Below are 20,580 nucleotides of genomic sequence, written 5' to 3'. Positions count from 1 at the left end.
AAGTTACAGATGAATTTATTTTCTCAATCGAAAGCGCCCCTGCGATAGAGCTAAAAGCCTTGCCAGGCCTGACTCACAGCCGATCACACCGCCCTCTTTCAGAGCTAAGCGATTGAACCAGAACAGGTTTTATCTGGATTGAAGGTTGACAGCCCGGCGTTCCTCTGTAGAATGCCGACACACAGACGCGGGATGGAGCAGTCTGGTAGCTCGTCGGGCTCATAACCCGAAGGTCGTCGGTTCAAATCCGGCTCCCGCAACCAAACATCAAAAAAGGCTACTCGAAAGAGTGGCCTTTTTTGTGCGCGCGTGTTTTGCCATGCGATTCGATTTCAATTCATGCACGCTTTCCTGTAGGAGCCGACTTGTCTGCGGGCGGCGCTCCGACGATGGTCGTTAACGATAACGCGTGCTGCCTGAATCAACGCGGCGCACTCGAGTCCATCGCCAGCAAGCCGGCTCCTACAGGTAACGCGCCATCGGTGTCTCCCAACATTCCGTGAGAAATTTGTTTTTTGACAGCACGGAGAAATCGTTCTGATTCCGAAACTTAACGCGCCCCTGCGACCGTTCGCCGCTTATTTACGCTTATTTGACCCGGCGCCGGATTAACGGTTGACACACCGGCGTATCTCTATAGAATGCCGCCACACAGACGCGGGATGGAGCAGTCTGGTAGCTCGTCGGGCTCATAACCCGAAGGTCGTCGGTTCAAATCCGGCTCCCGCAACCAAACATCAAAAAAGGCTACTCGAAAGAGTGGCCTTTTTTGTATCTGTTGAAAAAGTCCTTTCGCAACAATGACCTGTCACTGTGTAGGGAAGCGTTCGGGATCACCTGAGTTCTGAGTTCAGACTATGCTGAATCGCAGACCGCCCCCCCTACGACGGATGCCATGCCATCGCCGCTGATCGGTGAGAGGCGTTAATATTTGTGATTATTTTTTTCTACAGGGATTGGTAACTTGGCTGGATACCCCCATCCTGTCGCGCACAATCCAAGAGGTGATTGATGCGCGCCAACTCGTCTGATTCACAAGACACCGTCACAGCGACACAACCGATCAAGGCCGAGCGTCTGCGCTTGCTTGATCTGGTCAGCAAGTACCGTCAGCCCATTGGCCTGGCGGTTACCCTGCTGTTGTTCGCTATCGCGCTGATTGCCTGTCGCCACCTGCTGAGCGAACTCGATCTGTACGCTCTGCACGACTCCATTCTCGACGTACCGAAACCGGCACTGCTCGGCGCATTGGCCGCAACCGTGGTCGGCTTCATCATCTTGCTTGGCTACGAATGGTCGGCCAGCCGCTATGCCGGCGTGACCCTGGCGCCGCGGCTTCTTGCCCTGGGCGGGTTCACGGCATTTGCCATCGGTAATGCCATCGGCCTGTCGATGCTCTCGGGAGGCTCGGTTCGCTACCGTTTATATGCGCGTCATGGCCTGGGGGCTTCCGATGTCGCGCACATGACGCTGTTCGCCAGCCTCTCGCTCGGCTGCGCCCTGCCCCCGCTGGCCGCCCTCGCCACGCTCAGCAACCTGCCTGCCGCCTCTGCCGCCCTGGGTCTCTCTCAGATGCTGCTGGGTGCGATTGCCGCCGCTGTATTGCTGCTGTTTACCGTATTGGCCGTCGGCATCTATCGCCGGCGCCTGCCAGAGCAGCCTTATGCAGACAACCTGTTGGTCAAGGTCGGCCGTCGCACCTTGCGCCTTCCTGGCCGTCGCCTGACATTCCTGCAACTGGTCATTACCGCCCTCGACGTAGCTGCCGCCGCAACCGTGCTGTATCTGTTGCTGCCGGAAGCACCGCCCTTCGGTGCATTCCTGCTGGTGTACCTGCTGGCATTGGCCGCTGGCGTGCTCAGCCATGTTCCCGGTGGCGTCGGCGTGTTCGAGGCGATTCTGCTGGCCGCCTTCGCCGATAAGCTTGGTGCCGCGCCGCTGGCCGCCGCGCTGCTGCTCTATCGCCTGATCTACGTGGTGCTGCCGCTGCTGGTCGCGTGCTTGCTGCTGTTGGTCAATGAAGGCCAGCGTTTGTTTCAGACGCGTCAATCCTTGCGTGCAGCCTCCGGCCTGGCCGCGCCGATTCTGGCGGTGCTGGTGTTTCTGTCCGGCGTGGTGCTGCTGTTCTCCGGCGTGACCCCGGAAATCGATACGCGCCTGGAACACATCGGTTTCCTGATTCCTCATCGACTGGTCGACGCTTCACACTTCGGCGCCAGCCTGGTCGGCGTGCTTTGCCTGCTGCTGGCCCAAGGCCTGCGTCGACGCCTGTCCGCCGCGTGGATGCTGACCACCATTCTGTTGCTGGTCGGCGCCGTGCTCTCGCTGCTCAAGGGTTTCGACTGGGAAGAAGCCTGCCTGATGACCCTGACCGCGAGCCTGCTGGGGGTTTTCCGGCGCTCGTTCTATCGCCCGAGCCGCCTGACCGAACTGCCGTTTTCGCCGTTGTATCTGGTGTCGAGCCTTTGTGTACTCGGTGCGTCGATCTGGCTGCTGCTGTTCGCTTATCAGGACGTTCCCTACAGCCATCAACTCTGGTGGCAGTTCACCCTTGATGCCGACGCCCCGCGCGGCTTGCGCTCGCTGCTCGGCGCCGCCGTGCTGCTGGTGGTGGTGTCCCTGACCTGGCTGCTGCGCACCGCACGCCCGGTGATCCACCTGCCCACGCCGGACGAACTGGACCGCGCGGTAAAAATCCTGATGGCTTCCGCACAACCGGACGGTGGCCTCGCCCTGACCGGTGACAAGGCGCTGCTGTTCCACCCTAACGACGAAGCGTTCCTGATGTACGCCCGCCGTGGACGCAGCCTGGTGGCCTTGTATGACCCGATCGGCCCGACCCAGCAACGGGCGGAAATGATCTGGCAGTTCCGCGACCTCTGTGACATCCACCACGCCCGCCCCGTGTTCTATCAAGTACGCGCCGAGAACCTGCCGTACTACATGGACATCGGCCTGACTGCGATCAAGCTCGGCGAAGAAGCCCGGGTCGATCTGCAGCGCTTTGATCTCGAAGCCAAGGGCAAAGAGATGAAAGACCTGCGCTACACCTGGAACCGTGGCACCCGTGATGGCCTGTCGCTGGAGATCCATGAGCCAGGGCATGCACCGATGGATGAGCTCAAGGTGATTTCCGATGCCTGGCTGACCGGCAAGAACGTGCGCGAGAAAGGCTTCTCGCTCGGTCGTTTCGGTGATGACTACCTCAAGCATTTCCGCATCGCTGTCATCCGTTTCGAAGGGCGCCCGGTGGCGTTCGCCAATTTGCTCGAGACTTTCGGCCATGACCTGGCCAGCCTCGACCTGATGCGCGCACACCCGGATGCGCCCAAACTGACCATGGAATTCATGATGGTCGGCCTGATTCAACATTATAAAAATCATGGATACGCGCGTTTCAGCCTGGGCATGGTGCCGCTGTCGGGGTTGCAACCCCGTCGTGGCGCACCACTGACCCAGCGTCTGGGCTCGATGGTTTTCCGCCGTGGTGAGCAGCTGTACAACTTCCAAGGCTTGCGCCGCTTCAAAGACAAGTTCCAGCCTGACTGGGAACCCCGTTATATGGCTGTGCCCGCCGGACTCGATCCGCTGGTTGCCCTGGCCGATACTGCTGCCCTGATTGCGGGCGGCTTGACTGGATTGGTGAAACGCTGATGATTCAACGCTCCTTGCGGTACGTACTGGGCACACTGGTAGTGCTGGCCCTGATTCTCGGTGGCGGTTACTGGTACCTCAAACGCCCGGCACCAGAACCGACGCTTGAACGGCTGACACCGGCCGACGGCGCCGCGATGACCCGCGTCATCCCCGGCAACACGCCGCGCGCCCAGGTGCTGGTGGCGGTCAATGACGACCAGAAGCTCAGCGACAAACAATTGATGACCCTGAGCCGCAGCGGCTCGGCGCAGATCGTTCAGGTGATCCTGCCCAAGGACTGCCTGTTGCAAAGCCGCGCCCTGCAATCCGGCCTGAGAGAACTCAAAGGCCCGGCGACGCTGGTCAGCGGCATCGGCCCTGGCGCCGTACTGGCATGGCGCTGGTTGTCCGAGCAAAAGGACGACAAGTCCCAGGCCGTTTCGGTGGACCTGGCCCTGGAAAAACCTGGCTGCACCCACCTGCTGCCGAAAAGCGCCGCTCACGGTCACTGGCTGGTGGCGTGGAACGACAACCCGGACGACACCAGTGCCGGCTTCGTGCGCGACCAACCCAACGCCGAAACCAGCATCAGCGACTACGACATCAACCTGCCGCAAGTGCTGAACAACGAACTGCGCAAGCTGCTCGTCGGTGGTGACAAAGCCGCTGGCGGCCTGCAAATCCCAGTGGTTGAAGTCCCGGCCGGCCAAGCCAAGGACACCGTCACCCTGTTCCTCTCCGGCGACGGCGGCTGGCGCGATCTCGACCGCGACGTAGCGGGCGAAATGGCCAAGATCGGCTACCCGGTCGTCGGCATCGACACCCTGCGCTACTACTGGCAGCACAAGAGCCCGGAGCAAAGCGCCCTGGACCTCGCCGAACTGATGCAGCACTACCGGCAGAAATGGGGCACCAAGCGCTTCATCCTGACGGGCTACTCGTTCGGCGCCGACGTCTTGCCGGCAATCTACAACCGCCTGGAAGCCTCGGAACAGCAACGCGTCGACGCAATCATCCTGCTGGCCTTCGCCCGCACCGGCAGCTTCGAAATCGAAGTCGAAGGCTGGCTCGGCAACGCCGGCAAAGAAGCTGCCACCGGCCCGGAAATGGCCAAGCTGCCGCCGGAGAAAGTGGTGTGCATCTTCGGTGAAGAAGAAATCGACGAAAGCGGCTGCACCGACAAGACCGCCGTAGGCGAAGCCATCAAACTGCCTGGCGGCCACCACTTCGACGAGAACTACCCGAAACTGGCCCAGCGGTTGGTGGATGTGATCGAGAAGCGCCAGGCGAAGGAGACGGCGGCTCAGGAGTGACCTGAACCCGCCCACAAAAAAGCCCCCGCTGCCTTACGGTAGCGGGGGCTTTTTCATTCCAGCGGCACACCACACTCCCCCTGTGGGAGCGAGCCTGCTCGCGATAGCGGTGTGTCAGTCGACATAAATGTTGAATGCAAGACCGCTTTCGCGAGCAAGCCCGCTCCCACATAGGGTCTTCACCGCCTTCATGCTGTGCACTCCCTCGCTGCCTGAATGGCAGCGAGGGCAATTGTTCAGATCCGACGCTCTGCCGCGTCGTAGACCTCTTCATCACGTCGGGCACCGACCGCGACGATCAGTAACTGAATCGCTCTCCCGTTGACTCGGTAAACAATCCGCGTGTCACTGGTTCGAATTCTTCTACAACCTGCAAGGCTGGCTCTAAGGGGTTTACCGCTTTTATCCGGCTCGCCGTTGATAATTCGCTCTTCGATCACATCAAGAATGCGATTCGCCGCAACAGCTCCCAGTAGATCCAGATCCTTCTGAACCTCCGGGTGATAGATAACGCCCCAAACCATCCCCAGCTCCTTTAGTCTTTCCTGGCGTACCTTGCCCGCATAGCGTCATGGCTGACTGCTTGGGCCTCATCGAAACCGGTCAGGCGTTCCCGAGCGGCTACTTCAATCCGAAGGTCATCCAGTTCGTCGAGCATTTCCTGATACGCATCGATATTGATAATCACCGCCGCCGGTTGATTGTCTTTGAAAATAACCAGGCGCTCGGTGGCGCGGCTGGAAATTTCCTTGAGCCTCGCGCTGAAGCCCCTGACCATCGCAGTCACCGATATCGCCTGGTCAGCACGTTCTAGTAATGCCGTCATATTTACCTCTCTACTATCACGCAACATTTCGCGCACAATTACACGCAGAGTATTGCGTTGAATATCACATTTCGCAAGCACGCCCATTTCTTCGGCTTTGTAGAATCACTTGCGGCGTTTAGTTTTTGTTTGTTTCAGATGGCGCGATATCGGATGACGCCCGCAGACCTTGTAGGCAAACTCCGAATCGTGTTTTTTGGGCACTTTGATGCCTTGTTGCGCTTTTCTTTGACGGGATAGTCTCCGGACGTCGCTGACCATTCAGCGATCGGGCTTGGAAACCCGTCGAGCGTAGGCAACAACGTGCCCAACATGACCGCAGACATTTACGGCTGCAATTCTGTGTCATGGCGGTTGTGCGTGGGACGTCTTCGGACGTGCCGGTTTCCTAGGCTCCCGGTTTTCCAACCTGCGCACAGCTGCCACCCATTCGCTTGGAAACGAACGTGGCGGCTCCTCAGTTTAGGAGATGCACCATGAGCAAAACAGATTCACCTGCCCCCTCAGAACTAAAAACCATCGGCCTCACCCCCGTCCTCTACTGCTCAAACCAACCCCTATTCCATGTCACGCGAGACGTTCCCCTCAGCGATGCGTTAGCCATGGCCTCCGACTTCCTGTACCTGGCCAAGGAGCTGACCAAAGATGCTGCCTACGCCCGAGACAGCGACCGACACGCCTGGGCCGCGCATTATTTGACGGCGATGAGCAAGGCAGTGGTTGATGATGCAGTGAAGGTGCTGGAGCGGCCGGTTTGGACAAAGACCGAATCAAAAAAATAATTACCTGAGCGCAATCCCAACAGACGCCACAGATCCATTGTGGGAGCGGGCTTGCTCGCGAAAGCGGTAGGTCAGCCGACATCAGCGCCGAATGTCAGACCGTTTTCGCGAGCAAGCCCGCTCCCACAATGGATCTGCATCGTCTTCATACTGTGCACTCAGCCACAAAAAAGCCCCCGCGGCCTTCACGGCAACGGGGGCTTTTTGATGTCGCGGGGTTACATCTCGACCTGCGTCCCCAACTCAATCACCCGGTTCAGCGGCAGATTAAAGAACCGCAAATTGCCGTTCGCATTCTTCAACATGAACGCAAACAACGCCTCGCGCCAGCGCGCCATCCCCTCAAGTTTGGAGGCGATGACCGTCTCGCGACTGAGGAAGTAGGTGGTGCGCATCGGGCTGAAATCCAGATCATCGAGATGGCACAGCTTCAGCGCTTGCGGCACGTCCGGTTCGTCGATAAAGCCAAAGTGCAGGATCACCCGGAAGAACCCTTCGCCGTGGGATTCCACCTCGAAGCGCCGTGTCGTCGGTACTCGCGGGATGTCTTCGTACACCACCGTCAGCAGCACCACTTGCTCGTGCAGCACCTGGTTATGCAGCAAGTTGTGCAACAACGCGTGGGGTACGGCGTCTGGCCGCGCGGTGAGGAACACGGCGGTGCCCTGGACGCGATGCGGCGGTTGCACGGCAATACTGCTGATGAAAATCGGCAGCGGCAGCCCGCCTTCGTCCATGCGCTCCACCAACAGTTGTTTGCCGCGCTTCCAGGTCGTCATCAGCACGAACAGCGCAATACCGGCGATCACCGGGAAGGCCCCGCCCTGTACGATTTTCGGCACGTTGGCGGCGAAGTACACGCCATCGACCAGCAAAAATCCCAACAGGACCGGAACCGCAAGGACCGGTGGCCATTTCCATAGCAGCAGTATCACTGCCGACACCAGAATGCTGGTCATCAGCATGGTCCCGGTCACCGCAACGCCATAAGCCGAGGCCAAGGCGCCGGAAGATTCGAAACCCAGCACCAGCAGCACCACGCCGACCATCAGCGCCCAGTTCACCGCACCGATGTAGATCTGGCCTTGCTCGGCGCTGGAGGTGTGCTGGATGTGCATGCGCGGAATGTAGCCGAGCTGGATAGCCTGGCGGGTCAGGGAGAACGCGCCGGAAATCACCGCTTGCGAAGCAATCACCGTGGCCAGGGTCGACAGGCCGACCAGGGGAATCAACGCCCAGCTTGGCGCCAACAGATAAAACGGGTTGCGCGCCGCTTCCGGGTCACCGAGCAGCAAGGCGCCCTGGCCGAAGTAGTTCAGCACCAGCGCCGGCAGCACGAGGATGAACCAGGCGCGGGCAATCGGCTTGCGCCCGAAGTGGCCCATGTCGGCGTACAGCGCTTCGGCACCGGTCAACGCCAGCACCACTGCACCGAGGATCGCCACGCCCATGCCCGGGTGAACGATGAAGAAGCGCACGCCCCAGACCGGGTTCATCGCTTGCAACACTTCCGGATGCTGCATGATGCCGTAGACGCCCAGCGCGCCCAGGACCAGGAACCAGGTGACCATGATCGGCCCGAACAGGATGCCGATTCGCGCGGTGCCGTGGCTCTGGATCAAAAACAGCGCCACCAGCACGATCAACGACAGCGGCACCACCCAATGGTCGATGCCTTCGAAGGCCAGCCCGAGACCTTCAATCGCCGAAAGCACGGAGATCGCCGGAGTGATCATGCTGTCGCCATAGAACAGCGCCGCGCCGATCAGCCCGCAGACCACCAGCAACGTGCGCAACCTCTTGTGCCCCGCCGCTGCCCGCCGCGCCAGCGCGGTCAACGCCATGATCCCGCCTTCGCCCTGGTTGTCGGCGCGCAAGACAAACATCATGTACTTGATCGAGACGACCCAGATCAGCGACCAGAAGATCAGCGCCAGGATGCCCAACACGCCGTCATGGTTGACCGGTACGCCGTAACCACCGGAAAACACTTCTTTGAGGGTATACAGCGGGCTCGTGCCGATATCGCCGTAAACCACCCCGACCGCCGCGACCAGCATACCGATCGGCTTCGCCGCCGAATGCTCGGCACCCGCCGCCTGACTACTTGCCTGACCCATCCAACACTCCTACTACCCAGACCGGACTTCTTGGAAGAAGCACTATGCTTTGTCACGCAGCATGCGCTGTTTTACATGACGTTACAGACGTTTTGTTGACTGTAAAAAATCGGTAACGCGTAACGGCGCGAAGCATAGCGCAGCACTCGTCGTATTTCCCTTCATAAAGCTGGTCAAGTGAACGTCTCATCGCTAGAATTGCGCACTTTTTGATCAGAGGCGCAACAAGCGCCCGTCTGTCGCCTTGCCGTCTTCGGCTGGAGGCGTCACAAATACCGAGGTTAGACATGTCCACCACTCCTGCGCCGGCCAATCCAAAGGTTGGCTTCGTATCCCTGGGTTGCCCCAAAGCACTGGTCGACTCCGAGCGCATCCTTACCCAGCTGCGCATGGAAGGTTATGACGTTGTGTCCACTTATCAGGACGCCGATGTCGTGGTGGTCAACACCTGCGGTTTCATCGACTCGGCCAAGGCTGAATCTTTGGAAGTGATCGGCGAAGCCATCAAGGAAAACGGCAAGGTCATCGTGACCGGCTGCATGGGCGTCGAAGAAGGCAACATCCGCAACGTGCACCCGAGCGTGCTGGCCGTGACCGGTCCGCAGCAGTACGAGCAAGTAGTCAACGCCGTGCACGATGTCGTGCCGCCGCGTCAGGATCACAACCCGCTGATCGACCTGGTGCCGCCGCAAGGCATCAAGCTGACCCCGCGCCACTATGCGTACCTGAAGATTTCCGAAGGCTGCAACCACAGCTGCAGCTTCTGCATCATCCCGTCGATGCGCGGCAAGCTGGTCAGCCGTCCGGTCGGTGACGTGCTCGACGAGGCCCAGCGCCTGGTCAAGGCCGGCGTCAAAGAGCTGTTGGTGATCTCGCAAGACACCAGCGCCTACGGCGTCGACGTGAAGTACCGCACCGGTTTCTGGAACGGCGCGCCGGTGAAAACCCGCATGACCGAACTCTGCGAAGCCCTGAGCACCCTCGGCGTCTGGGTTCGTTTGCACTACGTTTACCCGTACCCGCACGTCGACGAGCTGATCCCGCTGATGGCCGCCGGCAAGATCCTGCCGTACCTGGACATCCCGTTCCAGCACGCCAGCCCGAAAGTCCTGAAGTCGATGAAACGCCCGGCGTTCGAAGACAAGACCCTGGCGCGCATCAAGAACTGGCGCGAGATCTGCCCGGACCTGATCATTCGTTCGACCTTCATCGTCGGCTTCCCCGGCGAAACCGAAGAAGACTTCCAGTACCTGCTGAATTGGCTGACCGAAGCCCAGCTCGACCGCGTCGGCTGCTTCCAGTACTCGCCGGTCGAAGGCGCACCGGCCAACGACCTGGACCTGGACATCGTCCCGGACGACGTCAAGCAAGACCGTTGGGACCGCTTCATGGCGCACCAGCAAGCCATCAGCTCGGCACGTCTGCAAATGCGCGTCGGCCGTGAAATCGAAGTGCTGGTCGATGAAGTCGACGAGCAAGGCGCGGTCGGCCGTTGCTTCTTCGATGCCCCGGAAATCGACGGCAACGTGTTCATCGACAACGGCAGCAACCTGAAACCGGGCGACAAAGTCTGGTGCAAGGTTACCGACGCCGACGAATACGACTTGTGGGCTGAACAGATCTAAACGCAAAAAATACGCAAAGCCCCGCTCTCTTGACGAGATGCGGGGCTTTTTTACGTCTATCGTTTTGTGGGAGAAAGGACTCGCGCCATCCACTGCAAAAGGGGCATTCGGCCATGCGCCAACATTCGGTCATCCACACGCCGAAACAGAGCGACTACCAGGAACTGACTCAGGTCTGGGAAGACTCGGTGCGCGCCACCCATGACTTTCTGCCGGACAGCTACATCGAACTGCTGAAGAATCTGGTGCTGACGCGCTACCTCGACGCGGTGATGCTGATCTGCACCAAAGACTCGCGCCAGCGCATCACCGGGTTCGCCGGCGTGGCAGCGGGCAAAGTTGAAATGCTCTTCATCGACCCGGCCCACCGTGGCCAGGGCCTGGGCAAGCAGTTGCTGCGTTATGCCATGGAACACCTGAACGCCGATGAGCTGGACGTCAATGAACAGAACCCGCAGGCGCTGGGGTTCTACTTCAAACAGGGCTTCGAGGTGATCGGCCGCACCGAGCATGACGGCATGGGGCAGCCTTATCCGTTGTTGCATATGCGGCTGCGCCAAACCCGGCAACAGTCGAGCAACGGCTGACCTGTGTAGGAGCAGGCTTGCTGCGGGCGGCGCTCCGACGATGGCATCACCACGGTACGAATGACACACCGCATCGCCTGCATCGCCAGCAAGCCGGCTCCTACAAAAAGCCCAACGGTGAAATGGAGCCGGGATTAACCGGCGCCCAGCAGGTACAATGCCCACCCCTTTTTTGTTACGGCCCTGTCATGACTGACCCGATACGTCTCTCCAAACGCCTCATCGAACTCGTCGGCTGTTCCCGTCGGGAGGCTGAGCTGTTCATCGAGGGCGGCTGGGTCACCGTGGACGGCGAAGTCATCGACGAGCCGCAGTTCAAGGTCGACACCCAGAAAGTCGAGCTCGACCCGCAGGCCCAGGCCACCGCACCAGAGCCGGTGACCATCCTGTTCAACGTGCCGGCAGGCATGGACGCGGATACGGCCATGGCCACCATCAGCGCCGAAACCCTGAGCGAAGAACATCGCTTCAGCAAACGTCCGCTCAAGGGCCATTTCCAGCGCCTGACCGCCAGCACCGACCTGCAGGCCAACGCCAGCGGTCTGCTGGTGTTCACCCAGGACTGGAAGATCCTGCGAAAACTCACCGCCGACTCCGCGAAAATCGAGCAAGAGTATGTGGTCGAGGTTGAAGGCGAGATGGTGGCTCACGGCCTCAACCGCCTGAACCATGGCCTCACCTACAAGGGCAAGGAACTGCCGCCGGTCAAGGCCAGCTGGCAGAACGAAAACCGCCTGCGTTTTGCGATGAAGAACCCACAACCGGGCGTGATTGCCCTGTTCTGCCAGGCCGTCGGCCTGAAGGTCGTCGCTATCCGCCGCATCCGCATCGGCGGCGTGTCCATCGGCAAAGTGCCGCTGGGCCAATGGCGCTACCTGTCCGGCAAAGAGAAGTTCTAAGACTTTTCACGCCGCCACACATTCTGGCGCCGCGGTTTATGCGGCGCCCACTGCCGACTATCAGGATTGCACACCATGATTCATAACGACGTACTGCGCAGCGTGCGCTACATGCTCGACATCAGCGACAAGAAAGTCATCGAGATCATCAAGCTCGGCGGCATGGACGTGTCCCTGGAAGCCCTGCTGACCTACCTCGACAAGAAAGAAGAGGACGAGGAAGGCTTCGTACGCTGCCCGGACGAAGTCATGGCGCATTTCCTCGACGGCCTGGTGATCTTCAAGCGCGGCAAGGACGAAAGCCGTCCGCCGCAGCCAATCGAAGTGCCGGTGACCAACAACATCATCCTGAAAAAACTGCGCGTGGCCTTCGAGCTGAAAGAAGACGACATGCACGCGATCCTCAAGGCCGCCGAGTTCCCGGTGTCCAAGCCTGAACTGAGCGCGCTGTTCCGCAAGTTCGGCCACACTAACTATCGTCCGTGCGGCGACCAGTTGCTGCGCAATTTCCTCAAGGGCCTGACCCTGCGCGTTCGCCCGCAGTAAGCGACGACGGCCTATGGGCCACCCCCCTCACCTGTAGGAGCCGGCTTGCTGGCGATAGCGATCTTAAGGACGCCATCGCCAGCAAGCCGGCTCCTACAGGTCGGGGTAGCAGGTCTGGCTGTATGAATCCCCATTCCGCGCAAAAATAGTGGCTCCGCTTCCGGCGGCTGACGACTAGGGTGTATGCACCCTCAGCTCTCAGGATTCGCCATGCACCCGTACTTTTCCCTGCAAGGCCGCACCGCTCTGGTGACCGGCGGCACCCGTGGTATCGGCAAAATGATCGCCAAGGCCTATGTCGAGGCCGGCGCCACCGTGTACGTCTGCGCGCGCGATGCCGAAGCGTGTCAGCAAACGGCTGACGAGTTGAGCGCCTTCGGTACGTGCCATGCGGTGGCCGCCAACCTGGCCACTGAAGAAGGTGTGCTGCAACTGGTCACGGGGTTGGCCGAGCAGATCACCCATCTGGATATCCTGGTGAACAACGCCGGCACAACTTGGGGCGCGCCGCTGGAAAGCTATCCGGTCAAGGGCTGGGAAAAGGTCATGCAGCTCAACGTGACGTCGGTGTTCAACTGCATCCAGCAGTTCTTGCCGCTGCTGCGCAAGGCCGGGTCAGAAGCCAATCCGGCGCGGATCATCAACATCGGCTCGGTGGCGGGGATTTCTTCCTTCGGCGAACAGGCTTATGCCTACGGACCGAGTAAGGCGGCCCTGCATCAATTGTCGCGGATTCTGGCGCGGGAACTGGTGAGCCAGCACATCAACGTCAATGTGATCGCGCCGGGGCGCTTTCCAAGCAAGATGACCCAGCACATCGAGAACGATGAGCAGGCGCTGGCGGAGGATACGGCGTTGATTCCGATGAAGCGCTGGGGCCGGGAGGAAGAGATGGCGGCGTTGGCGATCAGCCTGGCGAGTACGGCGGGGGCTTACATGACCGGGAATATCATTCCTCTTGATGGTGGGTTCAGTCTCTAGATCGGCGGTGCGGCCTTCGCGGGCAAGTCGGACTGCCGCACCACTCGCTCCTACAGGTTCTTTGGCGTACACAAACTCTGTGTTCGCTCGAGAACCCTGTAGGAGCGAGTGGTGCGGCAGTCCGACTTGCCCGCGAATAGGCCCGCTCAGCCACCACCAGTCTTGAGGCCCGTCGGGGTATCATGCCCGCCTCAATCCTGCTTCGACCCTAAACCAATGACCTACAGCGTTTCCCCCATCGGCTTCGTGCGCTCCTGTTTCAAGGAGAAGTTCGCCATCCCGCGCCAGCCGCAACTGGCACCCGCCGCTCGCGGCGTGCTGGAACTGGTGGCGCCGTTCGATCAGGGCGACGCCGTGCAGGGTCTGGAGCAGGTCAGCCACGTCTGGCTGCTGTTCCTGTTCCATCAGGCCCTGGAAGAAAAACCACGCCTGAAAGTCCGCCCGCCTCGCCTCGGCGGCAACAAATCCATGGGCGTGTTCGCCACCCGCGCGACGCACCGGCCCAACGGCATCGGCCAATCCGTGGTGAAGCTGGACAAGGTCGAAGCCAATCGCCTGTGGATATCCGGCATCGACTTGCTGGATGGCACACCGATTCTCGACATCAAACCCTACGTGCCTTATGCCGACATCATCGACACGGCGTCCAATAGCATCGCCAGCGCTGCACCGCAGCTGATTCCCGTGCAGTGGACGGACTCGGCGTTGCAACAGGCGCATGGGCACGCTCAGCGTCTTGAAGAGCCTTTGGTGGAGCTGGTTGAGCAGTGCCTGGCGCAGGATCCGCGGCCGGCTTATCAGACGCCCGCGCCGGAGCGGGAATATGGGGCGCAATTCTGGGATGTGGATGTGCGGTGGCATTATCCGACGCCGGATTCGATCTGCGTCCTTGAGGTCATTCCCGCACAGGTTTAAACGCCAGAAACGAAAAAGCCCGCATGACCTTCTCGGGTCATGCGGGCTTTTCCATGCGCTACGCGATTAATGTAGGAGCCGGCTTGCTGGCGATGGACTGGAACTCAGCGCGTTTATCCTGGGAGAAACGCGTCATCGTTAACGACCATCGCCAGCAAGCCGGCTCCTACAGGTGACCTTCGGTCACTTCTCGACGAACGCACGCTCGATCAGGTAATCACCCGGCTCGCGCATCCGCGGCGAAACTTTCAGGCCGAAGCTGTTCAGCACTTCGCTGGTTTCGTCGAGCATGCTCGGGCTGCCGCACAGCATGGCGCGGTCGTCCTGCGGGTTGATCGGTGGCAGGCCGATGTCGCTGAACAGCTTGCCGCTGCGCATCAGGTCGGTCAGGCGACCTTCGTTCTCGAACGGCTCGCGGGTCACGGTCGGGTAGTAGATCAACTTGTCACGCAGGGCCTCGCCGAAGAACTCGTTCTGCGGCAGGTGCTCGGTGATGAACTCGCGGTAAGCGACTTCGTTGACGTAACGTACGCCGTGGCACAGGATCACTTTTTCGAAACGCTCGTAGGTTTCCGGGTCCTGGATGACGCTCATGAATGGCGCCAGACCGGTGCCGGTGCTGAGCAGGTACAAATGTTTGCCAGGCTTCAAGTCGTCCAGTACCAGCGTGCCGGTAGGCTTCTTGCTGATGATGATCTCGTCGCCTTCCTTCAGGTGCTGCAACTGGGAAGTCAGCGGGCCATCAGGCACCTTGATGCTGAAGAACTCGAGATGCTCTTCCCAGTTCGGGCTGGCAATCGAGTAAGCGCGCATGAGCGGCCGGCCGTTGGGCTGTTGCAGGCCGATCATCACGAACTGACCGTTCTCGAAGCGCAGGCCCGGATCGCGGGTGCACTTGAAGCTGAACAGAGTGTCGTTCCAGTGGTGAACACTGAGGACACGCTCGTGGTTCATGTTGCTCATGTACGTGGGACTCCTGGAGATTTTGCCTGCGCCTGTGGTCTGCGCAATTGCATCGCATTCTAATGGCAGCGACAATATCTGTTAAATGGATTATTAAGATAAGGGTTATCGGTTATATCGATATGCGATTTACTCTCCGTCAACTTCAAGTCTTCGTCGCCGTCGCCCAGCAGGAAAGCGTATCCCGTGCTGCGGGCCTGCTCAACCTGTCGCAATCGGCGGCAAGCACCTCGATCACCGAACTGGAGCGCCAGTCCAGCTGCCAGCTGTTCGACCGCGCCGGTAAACGGCTGAGCCTCAACGCCCTCGGCAAGCAACTGTTGCCGCAAGCGGTGGCGTTGCTCGACCAGGCCAAGGAAATCGAAGACCTGCTCAACGGCAAATCCGGTTTCGGCTCGCTGGCGGTCGGCGCGACCCTCACAATCGGCAACTACCTGGCCACGCTGCTGATCGGCAGCTTCATGCAGCGCCACCCGGAAAGCCAGGTGAAGCTGCACGTGCAAAACACAGCCAACATCGTGCAACAAGTTGCCCATTATGAAATTGATCTGGGTCTAATCGAAGGCGACTGCAGCCATCCGGACATCGAAGTGCAGAGTTGGGTCGAGGATGAGCTGGTGGTGTTCTGCGCGCCACAGCATCCGCTGGCACTGCGCGGCACGGCGACCATGGAAGAACTGAGCCACGAGGCGTGGATTCTGCGTGAGCAAGGCTCGGGCACGCGCCTGACCTTTGACCAGGCCATGCGTCATCATCGCAGCGCGCTAAATATCCGCCTGGAGCTGGAACACACCGAAGCGATCAAGCGCGCGGTGGAATCAGGATTGGGGATTGGCTGCATTTCACGGCTGGCACTGCGCGACGCGTTTCGCCGTGGCAGCCTGGTGCCGGTGGAGACGCCGGATCTCGATCTGGCGCGGCAGTTCTATTTCATCTGGCACAAACAGAAATTTCAGACACCGGCGATGCGCGAATTCCTCGACCTGTGCCGCGCTTTCACCGCCGGGGTTCAGCGCAGCGACGAGATCGTGCTGCCCACCATCGCTTAAAGCAGGATCACCGCCCACACCAGCGCGATCATGGTCAACGCCACCAGCTGCGCGGCGCTGCCCATGTCCTTGGCGTTCTTGGACAGTGGGTGCAGTTCCAGGGAAATGCGGTCGATGGCCGCTTCCACCGCTGAATTGAGCAACTCGACGATCAACGCCAACAAGCAGACGGCTATCAACAGCGCCTGCTCGACGCGGCTGACGTTCAAAAAGAACGAAATCGGAATCAGGATGACATTGAGCAACACCAGTTGCCGAAAAGCCGCTTCGCCGGTGAAGGCTGCGCGCAGGCCGTCCAGCGAGTAACCGGAAGCGTTAAGGATGCGTTTCAGGCCGGTCTGGCCTTTGAAAGGGGACATAAAAGTGGCAACTGACCAAAAAGGAGTGGGAAAGCTAGATCAACCAAAGTCAAAAAAGCGTGAAGACGCCAACCTTCAGTGGCTTGAAATTGACTCAAGTTGTTGCAGGAGCAACGCCGCCTGGGTTCGGGTCCGTACATTCAGCTTACGGAAAATCGCCGTGACGTGGGCTTTGATCGTCGCTTCGGACACGCTCAGTTCGTAGGCAATTTGCTTGTTCAGCAACCCTTCGCAGACCATGGTCAGCACCCGGAACTGCTGCGGTGTCAGGCTGGCGAGGCCTTCACTGGCGGCCTTGGCTTCATCGGAAACGCTGACCGCTTCGAACGCCTGAGGCGGCCAGAACACATCGCCATCCAGTACCGAACGTACGGCTTTCTGGATCACGCTCAGGTCACTCGATTTAGGAATGAAACCGCTGGCACCGAACTCACGGGACTTGACCATGATCGAGGCTTCTTCCTGGGCCGACACCATCACCACCGGAATTTGCGGGTACTGACCACGCAGCAGCACCAGCCCGGAAAAACCGTAGGCGCCCGGCATGTTCAGGTCCAGCAACACCAGGTCCCAGTCGGATTTTTCGTCGAGGCGGGTTTCCAGCTCGGCGATGCTCGCCACTTCCACCAGACGGACTTCCGGGCCAAGGCCCAGGGTCAACGCTTGATGCAAGGCGCTACGAAAAAGAGGGTGGTCATCGGCAATCAGGATTTCGTATGTGGCCATTTTTCAAATGATCCTGTTCTTCTAACAGCTCAAGGCGCAGCCACGGAGCTGCACCAACAGGGCACGTTCAACGCCAATGACGTGGCAATCACGTAAACAATACGGCGTATGAAACTACAGCCGCGCCCCAATCGGCGCCAAGCATGCCCAGCGAAACCGGGGTGGTCAAGGTGCCTGGCCGCTACAGTTCTTTGCAGTATGGGCGACAATCAGGCCGTGACGACGGCCGCTTTCGGTACGAAAGGCATCAGCTCGGCATGTGCCGGTGTTGCGACGTTCATTTCCAGCTGATGCTTGGCATCGAGGTAATGTTGGCTGAACACGTCGAAATAAGCGTCCAGTGCCGACGCGGCGTCGACATCGCCCGCCAGATCGAGGCACAGCGCCGCCACTTCCGCCGTGCACAAATGCTCGCTGCGGGTCGACCGGCGCAGACGATAGCGCGACAGTTTCTCGGGCAGCAGGCTCAGGATCGGCAATGATTCAAAGTACGGGCTTTTGCGGAAAATCTTCCGGGCTTCGGTCCAGGTCGCGTCCAGCAGAATGAACAGCGGTCGCTTGCTGCTATCCACCTCGACGGTGTTGGTCACGCGCTCAGGCTCGACGTACTCGCCCGGAAACACCAGATACGGCTGCCATTGCGGGTCGGCGAGCAACGCCAGCAGCTGCGGGTCGGTTTCCGTGCGCGACCAGATGAACGCATGGTTGTCGCGCACTACGTCAGCGATCAGCCACCCCGTGTTACTCGGCTTGAACACTTCCTTGTTGGTCATGATCAGGCACACGCCCGAGCGGGTCTCGACCTGCGGGCGCCAGGCACACAGGCAATGGCTCTCGATCACGCGGCAGGCACGGCAACGCGTCGCCCTCCAGCCTCGGGCCTGAATCGGCTTGATGCCCTCCTCTTCGCGCTGGTCGCGCAAGCGGGCTACGGCGTTGGGGGCGTGGTTCATCGTGGGCAACACCGGCAGACAGGAAAACTCGACACGAACGGCACTCAGGGCGATAAAGGCCGGCAGTTTACCAGAGCGGCCGGCACAAGCCTGTACCGTCCAGACGGGCTCCCCTATAATTCGCCGCCAATGAACGCACAGCCCTGTGGCTGGTCGAACCACCAGTCACTGAACCAGGAGAGTTTCATGCTGCGCCTTATCGTTCCCACCGCTGCCATCCTGCTGGCGTCGTCCTTCAGCGCTCAGGCTGCGTCCTTGAGTGAGCAGAATCTCAACAGAGAGCTGCGAAACGTCGCCGCACAAAGCAGCGTCGGCACGCCACGGGCGATCAACGAAGACATTCTCGATCAGGGCTACACCGCCGAAGGCAATGTTCTGATCAACCACTTGAGCGTGCAAAGCAGCCACGCCAACAAGATGCGGGCTGATCCGAAAGCGGTGTACTTCCAGCTTGGCGCCTCCGTCTGCAGAAACGAGGGGTTCCGCAAGCTGATGAAGAAGGGCGCGATCATGCGTTACGACTTTACCGAGGTGAAAACCAATCGCGCGGTCGGCTCCGCCAGCTTCGAGGAATCGGATTGCCCGAAAGCCACGCCGCCGGCAAAGAAAAAGTAATCAATGGGACTTGGCGCGCCGCTGTTCATCCTCGGCGCGCAGTTCGGCCAACAACGCCTGTAAATAGCGCGAGCGCCGCTCGGCTCCCTCCAAACGCCGGCAACACTCCTCTTCGAGACTCAAATGATTGGTCTCGGCCGATGACTTCAATAATCGATACAGTTGCGTATCGATCTCCAGAATGACTCTGGCCATAGCATCCCGCCTCCTTGCACTTCGCCCACGCTTTGAGCGAAAAAAATCCTTGAACCGCTTGTACCGTGCGCCCTGCCTTTGACGCAAAGCTGTCGTGTCACGTCTGTAATTTAGTAAATCAGAGTGCCGGACACTTGGCGCAGGTTCAGACGAGCGGTGAAATCACCTTGCAAATCGTCAATAAGCGGTTGCCAGGAAAGACTTTGCAGCGCAATGATCAAGTCAGCGAAAACCATCTAGAGGGTCTAGATTCATAGTGTTCCCGTTCACTTTTCAGGGCAGAAAAGGGGCTGCCTGGTTTGCGTTTCCGATGCGAATGTTTCTTTCATCCAAAGGAACAACAGAGCCTGTACGGAAGGAGAAGTTGATGCCTTACCAACCGAATGACCTCCTCAGCCGTCATTTCGAAGAAAGCGGCCACGACCTCATCAGCAAGGTCGAAGAGCAACTCAACCTGGTTTCACCCAACAGCCCGAACATCCCGATCTACCGCGACATGATCCTGACCGTGCTGCGCATGGCCCAGGACGATCACAACCGCTGGAATGCCAAGATAACCCTGCAAGCCCTGCGCGAACTCGAACACGCCTTCCGTGTGCTCGAACAATTCCGGGGCCGGCGCAAAGTCACGGTATTCGGCTCGGCCCGCACACCGATAGAACACCCGCTGTATGGCCTGGCCAGAGAACTCGGCGCCGCACTGGCGCGCTCCGACCTGATGGTGATCACCGGCGCAGGCGGCGGCATCATGGCGGCCGCCCACGAAGGAGCCGGCCTTGAACACAGCCTGGGATTCAACATCACCCTGCCCTTCGAGCAGCATGCGAATCCCACCGTGAACGGCACCACCAACTTGCTGCCGTTCCACTTTTTCTTTACCCGCAAGCTGTTCTTCGTCAAGGAAGCCGATGCGCTGGTTTTGTGCCCTGGCGGTTTCGGCACCCTTGATGAAGCGCTGGAAGTGCTGACACTGATTCAAACCGGTAAAAGCCCGCTGGTACCGGTGGTGCTGCTGGACGCGCCAGGTGGCACGTTCTGGCAAGGCGCACTGGATTTCATCCGCAATCAACTGGAGGAGAACCGCTACATCCTGCCGACCGACATGAAGCTGGTGAGCCTGGTCTACAACGCCGAGGAGGCGGTGGAACAGATCAATCAGTTCTACAGCAACTTCCACTCCAGCCGCTGGCTCAAGCATCAATTCGTGATCCGCATGAACCACAAGCTCAGCGACGCGGCGCTCGAACACATGCAACAAGCGTTCGCCGACCTGTGCCTGAGCGATCACTTCCATCAGCATGCCTACAGCGGCGAGGAGCACGACGAACCGCAGTTCAGCCACCTCGCTCGCCTGGCCTTCACCTTTAACGCCCGTGATCATGGACGACTGCGCGAACTGGTGGACTACATCAACCTGCCGGAAAACTGGGCGCAGTCCAAACCCCAGGCGCAACAACGCACGCGGGAACCGTCAAAGGTTACGTGAGGCC

The 20,580-nt window shown here is 59.7% G+C and carries 21 protein-coding genes and 2 tRNA genes; 14 read left to right on the top strand and 9 right to left on the bottom strand.

Annotation, left to right across the window (positions count from 1 at the left end; genetic code table 11):
- Window positions 1-186: 186 nt before the first annotated feature.
- From ACM6IO_RS19665 to ACM6IO_RS19650, 4 genes are all read left to right on the top strand, one after another.
- A tRNA-Met gene (locus ACM6IO_RS19665) sits at window positions 187-263 on the top strand.
- 393 nt (window positions 264-656) lie between these two features.
- Window positions 657-733: transfer RNA gene (locus tag ACM6IO_RS19660), tRNA-Met, on the top strand.
- A gap of 278 nt (window positions 734-1,011) precedes the next feature.
- Window positions 1,012-3,654, top strand: coding sequence for a bifunctional lysylphosphatidylglycerol flippase/synthetase MprF (mprF, locus tag ACM6IO_RS19655; protein ID WP_008030043.1), 2,643 nt, complete (start codon window positions 1,012-1,014; stop codon window positions 3,652-3,654).
- Entirely contained in the window at window positions 3,654-4,949 is a 1,296-nt protein-coding gene (locus tag ACM6IO_RS19650; RefSeq protein ID WP_008030041.1) for a virulence factor family protein, read from the top strand. Before mprF ends, ACM6IO_RS19650 begins: the two co-directional genes overlap by 1 nt.
- A 236-nt stretch (window positions 4,950-5,185) precedes the next feature.
- On the opposite strand, the gene ACM6IO_RS19645 is transcribed toward ACM6IO_RS19650, so the two are convergent.
- Both ACM6IO_RS19645 and ACM6IO_RS19640 read right to left on the bottom strand, forming a co-directional pair.
- Window positions 5,186-5,473 carry a type II toxin-antitoxin system RelE family toxin gene (locus ACM6IO_RS19645; protein ID WP_414912055.1) on the bottom strand — a complete coding sequence of 96 codons (288 nt, stop codon included), beginning with the start codon at window positions 5,471-5,473 and terminating at the stop codon, window positions 5,186-5,188.
- A gap of 11 nt (window positions 5,474-5,484) precedes the next feature.
- Window positions 5,485-5,775, bottom strand: a complete 291-nt coding sequence (locus tag ACM6IO_RS19640; protein WP_192228523.1) for a type II toxin-antitoxin system Phd/YefM family antitoxin — start codon at window positions 5,773-5,775, stop codon at window positions 5,485-5,487.
- A gap of 476 nt (window positions 5,776-6,251) precedes the next feature.
- Between ACM6IO_RS19640 and ACM6IO_RS19635 the strand changes: the two genes are divergently transcribed.
- Window positions 6,252-6,557, top strand: coding sequence for a DUF3077 domain-containing protein (locus ACM6IO_RS19635; protein ID WP_414912054.1), 306 nt, complete (start codon window positions 6,252-6,254; stop codon window positions 6,555-6,557).
- Window positions 6,558-6,775: 218 nt separating this feature from the next.
- Here ACM6IO_RS19635 and ACM6IO_RS19630 read toward each other — a convergent pair whose 3' ends face one another.
- Window positions 6,776-8,677, bottom strand: coding sequence for a potassium transporter Kup (locus ACM6IO_RS19630; protein WP_223414436.1), 1,902 nt, complete (start codon window positions 8,675-8,677; stop codon window positions 6,776-6,778).
- A 287-nt stretch (window positions 8,678-8,964) separates the two neighbouring features.
- On the opposite strand from ACM6IO_RS19630, the gene rimO reads away from it, so the two are divergent.
- From rimO to tsaA, 6 genes are all read left to right on the top strand, one after another.
- The gene (gene rimO / locus ACM6IO_RS19625) at window positions 8,965-10,302 is read left to right on the top strand and encodes a 30S ribosomal protein S12 methylthiotransferase RimO (RefSeq protein ID WP_008030039.1); all 1,338 of its coding nucleotides are present in this window, start codon (window positions 8,965-8,967) and stop codon (window positions 10,300-10,302) included.
- A gap of 113 nt (window positions 10,303-10,415) precedes the next feature.
- Window positions 10,416-10,889, top strand: a complete 474-nt coding sequence (locus ACM6IO_RS19620; RefSeq protein WP_008039278.1) for a GNAT family N-acetyltransferase — start codon at window positions 10,416-10,418, stop codon at window positions 10,887-10,889.
- Between the two features lie 188 nt (window positions 10,890-11,077).
- Complete coding sequence (locus ACM6IO_RS19615) at window positions 11,078-11,788, top strand: rRNA pseudouridine synthase (protein WP_192228521.1); 711 nt, start codon at window positions 11,078-11,080, stop codon at window positions 11,786-11,788.
- Between the two features lie 75 nt (window positions 11,789-11,863).
- Window positions 11,864-12,334: a DUF1456 family protein gene (locus ACM6IO_RS19610; RefSeq protein WP_008030033.1), complete on the top strand. Its 471-nt coding sequence runs from the start codon at window positions 11,864-11,866 to the stop codon at window positions 12,332-12,334.
- 210 nt (window positions 12,335-12,544) lie between these two features.
- Entirely contained in the window at window positions 12,545-13,315 is a 771-nt protein-coding gene (locus ACM6IO_RS19605; RefSeq protein WP_192228520.1) for an SDR family oxidoreductase, read from the top strand.
- 216 nt (window positions 13,316-13,531) lie between these two features.
- A complete protein-coding gene (tsaA, locus tag ACM6IO_RS19600) occupies window positions 13,532-14,230 on the top strand; it encodes a tRNA (N6-threonylcarbamoyladenosine(37)-N6)-methyltransferase TrmO (protein ID WP_008039281.1) in 699 nt (232 codons plus the stop codon).
- Window positions 14,231-14,413: 183 nt separating this feature from the next.
- Here the strand turns inward: tsaA and fpr are convergent, their stop codons facing one another.
- Window positions 14,414-15,193 carry a ferredoxin-NADP reductase gene (gene fpr, locus ACM6IO_RS19595; protein ID WP_003443014.1) on the bottom strand — a complete coding sequence of 260 codons (780 nt, stop codon included), beginning with the start codon at window positions 15,191-15,193 and terminating at the stop codon, window positions 14,414-14,416.
- Window positions 15,194-15,315: 122 nt separating this feature from the next.
- On the opposite strand from fpr, the gene ACM6IO_RS19590 reads away from it, so the two are divergent.
- Window positions 15,316-16,242: a LysR family transcriptional regulator gene (locus ACM6IO_RS19590; RefSeq protein ID WP_008030029.1), complete on the top strand. Its 927-nt coding sequence runs from the start codon at window positions 15,316-15,318 to the stop codon at window positions 16,240-16,242.
- Here ACM6IO_RS19590 and ACM6IO_RS19585 read toward each other — a convergent pair.
- The 3 genes from ACM6IO_RS19585 to ACM6IO_RS19575 all read right to left on the bottom strand — a co-directional run bounded on the left by ACM6IO_RS19585 (window position 16,239) and on the right by ACM6IO_RS19575 (window position 18,280).
- Window positions 16,239-16,601 (bottom strand): diacylglycerol kinase, encoded by a 363-nt coding sequence (locus ACM6IO_RS19585; RefSeq protein WP_008030027.1) that lies wholly within the window; start codon window positions 16,599-16,601, stop codon window positions 16,239-16,241. The genes ACM6IO_RS19590 and ACM6IO_RS19585 overlap by 4 nt on opposite strands.
- A gap of 75 nt (window positions 16,602-16,676) precedes the next feature.
- Window positions 16,677-17,327 carry a response regulator transcription factor ErdR gene (gene erdR, locus ACM6IO_RS19580; RefSeq protein ID WP_192228519.1) on the bottom strand — a complete coding sequence of 217 codons (651 nt, stop codon included), beginning with the start codon at window positions 17,325-17,327 and terminating at the stop codon, window positions 16,677-16,679.
- A 209-nt stretch (window positions 17,328-17,536) separates the two neighbouring features.
- Window positions 17,537-18,280, bottom strand: a complete 744-nt coding sequence (locus ACM6IO_RS19575) for a tRNA-uridine aminocarboxypropyltransferase (RefSeq protein WP_008039290.1) — start codon at window positions 18,278-18,280, stop codon at window positions 17,537-17,539.
- 186 nt (window positions 18,281-18,466) lie between these two features.
- Here ACM6IO_RS19575 and ACM6IO_RS19570 point away from each other — a divergent pair, with 186 nt between their 5' ends.
- Window positions 18,467-18,895, top strand: a complete 429-nt coding sequence (locus ACM6IO_RS19570; protein WP_008030019.1) for a PA3611 family quorum-sensing-regulated virulence factor — start codon at window positions 18,467-18,469, stop codon at window positions 18,893-18,895.
- Here the strand turns inward: ACM6IO_RS19570 and ACM6IO_RS19565 are convergent, their stop codons facing one another.
- Window positions 18,896-19,090 carry a hypothetical protein gene (locus tag ACM6IO_RS19565; RefSeq protein ID WP_192228518.1) on the bottom strand — a complete coding sequence of 65 codons (195 nt, stop codon included), beginning with the start codon at window positions 19,088-19,090 and terminating at the stop codon, window positions 18,896-18,898.
- Between the two features lie 110 nt (window positions 19,091-19,200).
- Window positions 19,201-19,326, bottom strand: coding sequence for a hypothetical protein (locus tag ACM6IO_RS19560; RefSeq protein WP_259331695.1), 126 nt, complete (start codon window positions 19,324-19,326; stop codon window positions 19,201-19,203).
- A gap of 131 nt (window positions 19,327-19,457) precedes the next feature.
- Between ACM6IO_RS19560 and ACM6IO_RS19555 the strand changes: the two genes are divergently transcribed.
- Entirely contained in the window at window positions 19,458-20,576 is a 1,119-nt protein-coding gene (locus ACM6IO_RS19555; protein WP_008039292.1) for a TIGR00730 family Rossman fold protein, read from the top strand.
- Window positions 20,577-20,580 lie beyond the last annotated feature (4 nt).

The sequence above is a fragment of the Pseudomonas sp. IT-P44 genome (genome assembly GCF_949768225.1).
In the GTDB taxonomy this organism is placed as follows: Bacteria; Pseudomonadota; Gammaproteobacteria; order Pseudomonadales; family Pseudomonadaceae; genus Aquipseudomonas; species Aquipseudomonas migulae.
This window is presented reverse-complemented; position numbering and strand designations above follow the sequence as displayed.

Coding starts and splice junctions, on each gene's coding strand:
- mprF (WP_008030043.1), top strand. CDS start 1,012: ATGCGCGCCAACTCGTCTGATTCACAAGACACCGTCACAGCGACACAA.
- ACM6IO_RS19650 (WP_008030041.1), top strand. CDS start 3,654: ATGATTCAACGCTCCTTGCGGTACGTACTGGGCACACTGGTAGTGCTG.
- ACM6IO_RS19645 (WP_414912055.1), bottom strand. CDS start 5,473: ATGGTTTGGGGCGTTATCTATCACCCGGAGGTTCAGAAGGATCTGGAT.
- ACM6IO_RS19640 (WP_192228523.1), bottom strand. CDS start 5,775: ATGACGGCATTACTAGAACGTGCTGACCAGGCGATATCGGTGACTGCG.
- ACM6IO_RS19635 (WP_414912054.1), top strand. CDS start 6,252: ATGAGCAAAACAGATTCACCTGCCCCCTCAGAACTAAAAACCATCGGC.
- ACM6IO_RS19630 (WP_223414436.1), bottom strand. CDS start 8,677: ATGGGTCAGGCAAGTAGTCAGGCGGCGGGTGCCGAGCATTCGGCGGCG.
- rimO (WP_008030039.1), top strand. CDS start 8,965: ATGTCCACCACTCCTGCGCCGGCCAATCCAAAGGTTGGCTTCGTATCC.
- ACM6IO_RS19620 (WP_008039278.1), top strand. CDS start 10,416: ATGCGCCAACATTCGGTCATCCACACGCCGAAACAGAGCGACTACCAG.
- ACM6IO_RS19615 (WP_192228521.1), top strand. CDS start 11,078: ATGACTGACCCGATACGTCTCTCCAAACGCCTCATCGAACTCGTCGGC.
- ACM6IO_RS19610 (WP_008030033.1), top strand. CDS start 11,864: ATGATTCATAACGACGTACTGCGCAGCGTGCGCTACATGCTCGACATC.
- ACM6IO_RS19605 (WP_192228520.1), top strand. CDS start 12,545: ATGCACCCGTACTTTTCCCTGCAAGGCCGCACCGCTCTGGTGACCGGC.
- tsaA (WP_008039281.1), top strand. CDS start 13,532: ATGACCTACAGCGTTTCCCCCATCGGCTTCGTGCGCTCCTGTTTCAAG.
- fpr (WP_003443014.1), bottom strand. CDS start 15,193: ATGAGCAACATGAACCACGAGCGTGTCCTCAGTGTTCACCACTGGAAC.
- ACM6IO_RS19590 (WP_008030029.1), top strand. CDS start 15,316: ATGCGATTTACTCTCCGTCAACTTCAAGTCTTCGTCGCCGTCGCCCAG.
- ACM6IO_RS19585 (WP_008030027.1), bottom strand. CDS start 16,601: ATGTCCCCTTTCAAAGGCCAGACCGGCCTGAAACGCATCCTTAACGCT.
- erdR (WP_192228519.1), bottom strand. CDS start 17,327: ATGGCCACATACGAAATCCTGATTGCCGATGACCACCCTCTTTTTCGT.
- ACM6IO_RS19575 (WP_008039290.1), bottom strand. CDS start 18,280: ATGAACCACGCCCCCAACGCCGTAGCCCGCTTGCGCGACCAGCGCGAA.
- ACM6IO_RS19570 (WP_008030019.1), top strand. CDS start 18,467: ATGCTGCGCCTTATCGTTCCCACCGCTGCCATCCTGCTGGCGTCGTCC.
- ACM6IO_RS19565 (WP_192228518.1), bottom strand. CDS start 19,090: ATGGCCAGAGTCATTCTGGAGATCGATACGCAACTGTATCGATTATTG.
- ACM6IO_RS19560 (WP_259331695.1), bottom strand. CDS start 19,326: ATGGTTTTCGCTGACTTGATCATTGCGCTGCAAAGTCTTTCCTGGCAA.
- ACM6IO_RS19555 (WP_008039292.1), top strand. CDS start 19,458: ATGCCTTACCAACCGAATGACCTCCTCAGCCGTCATTTCGAAGAAAGC.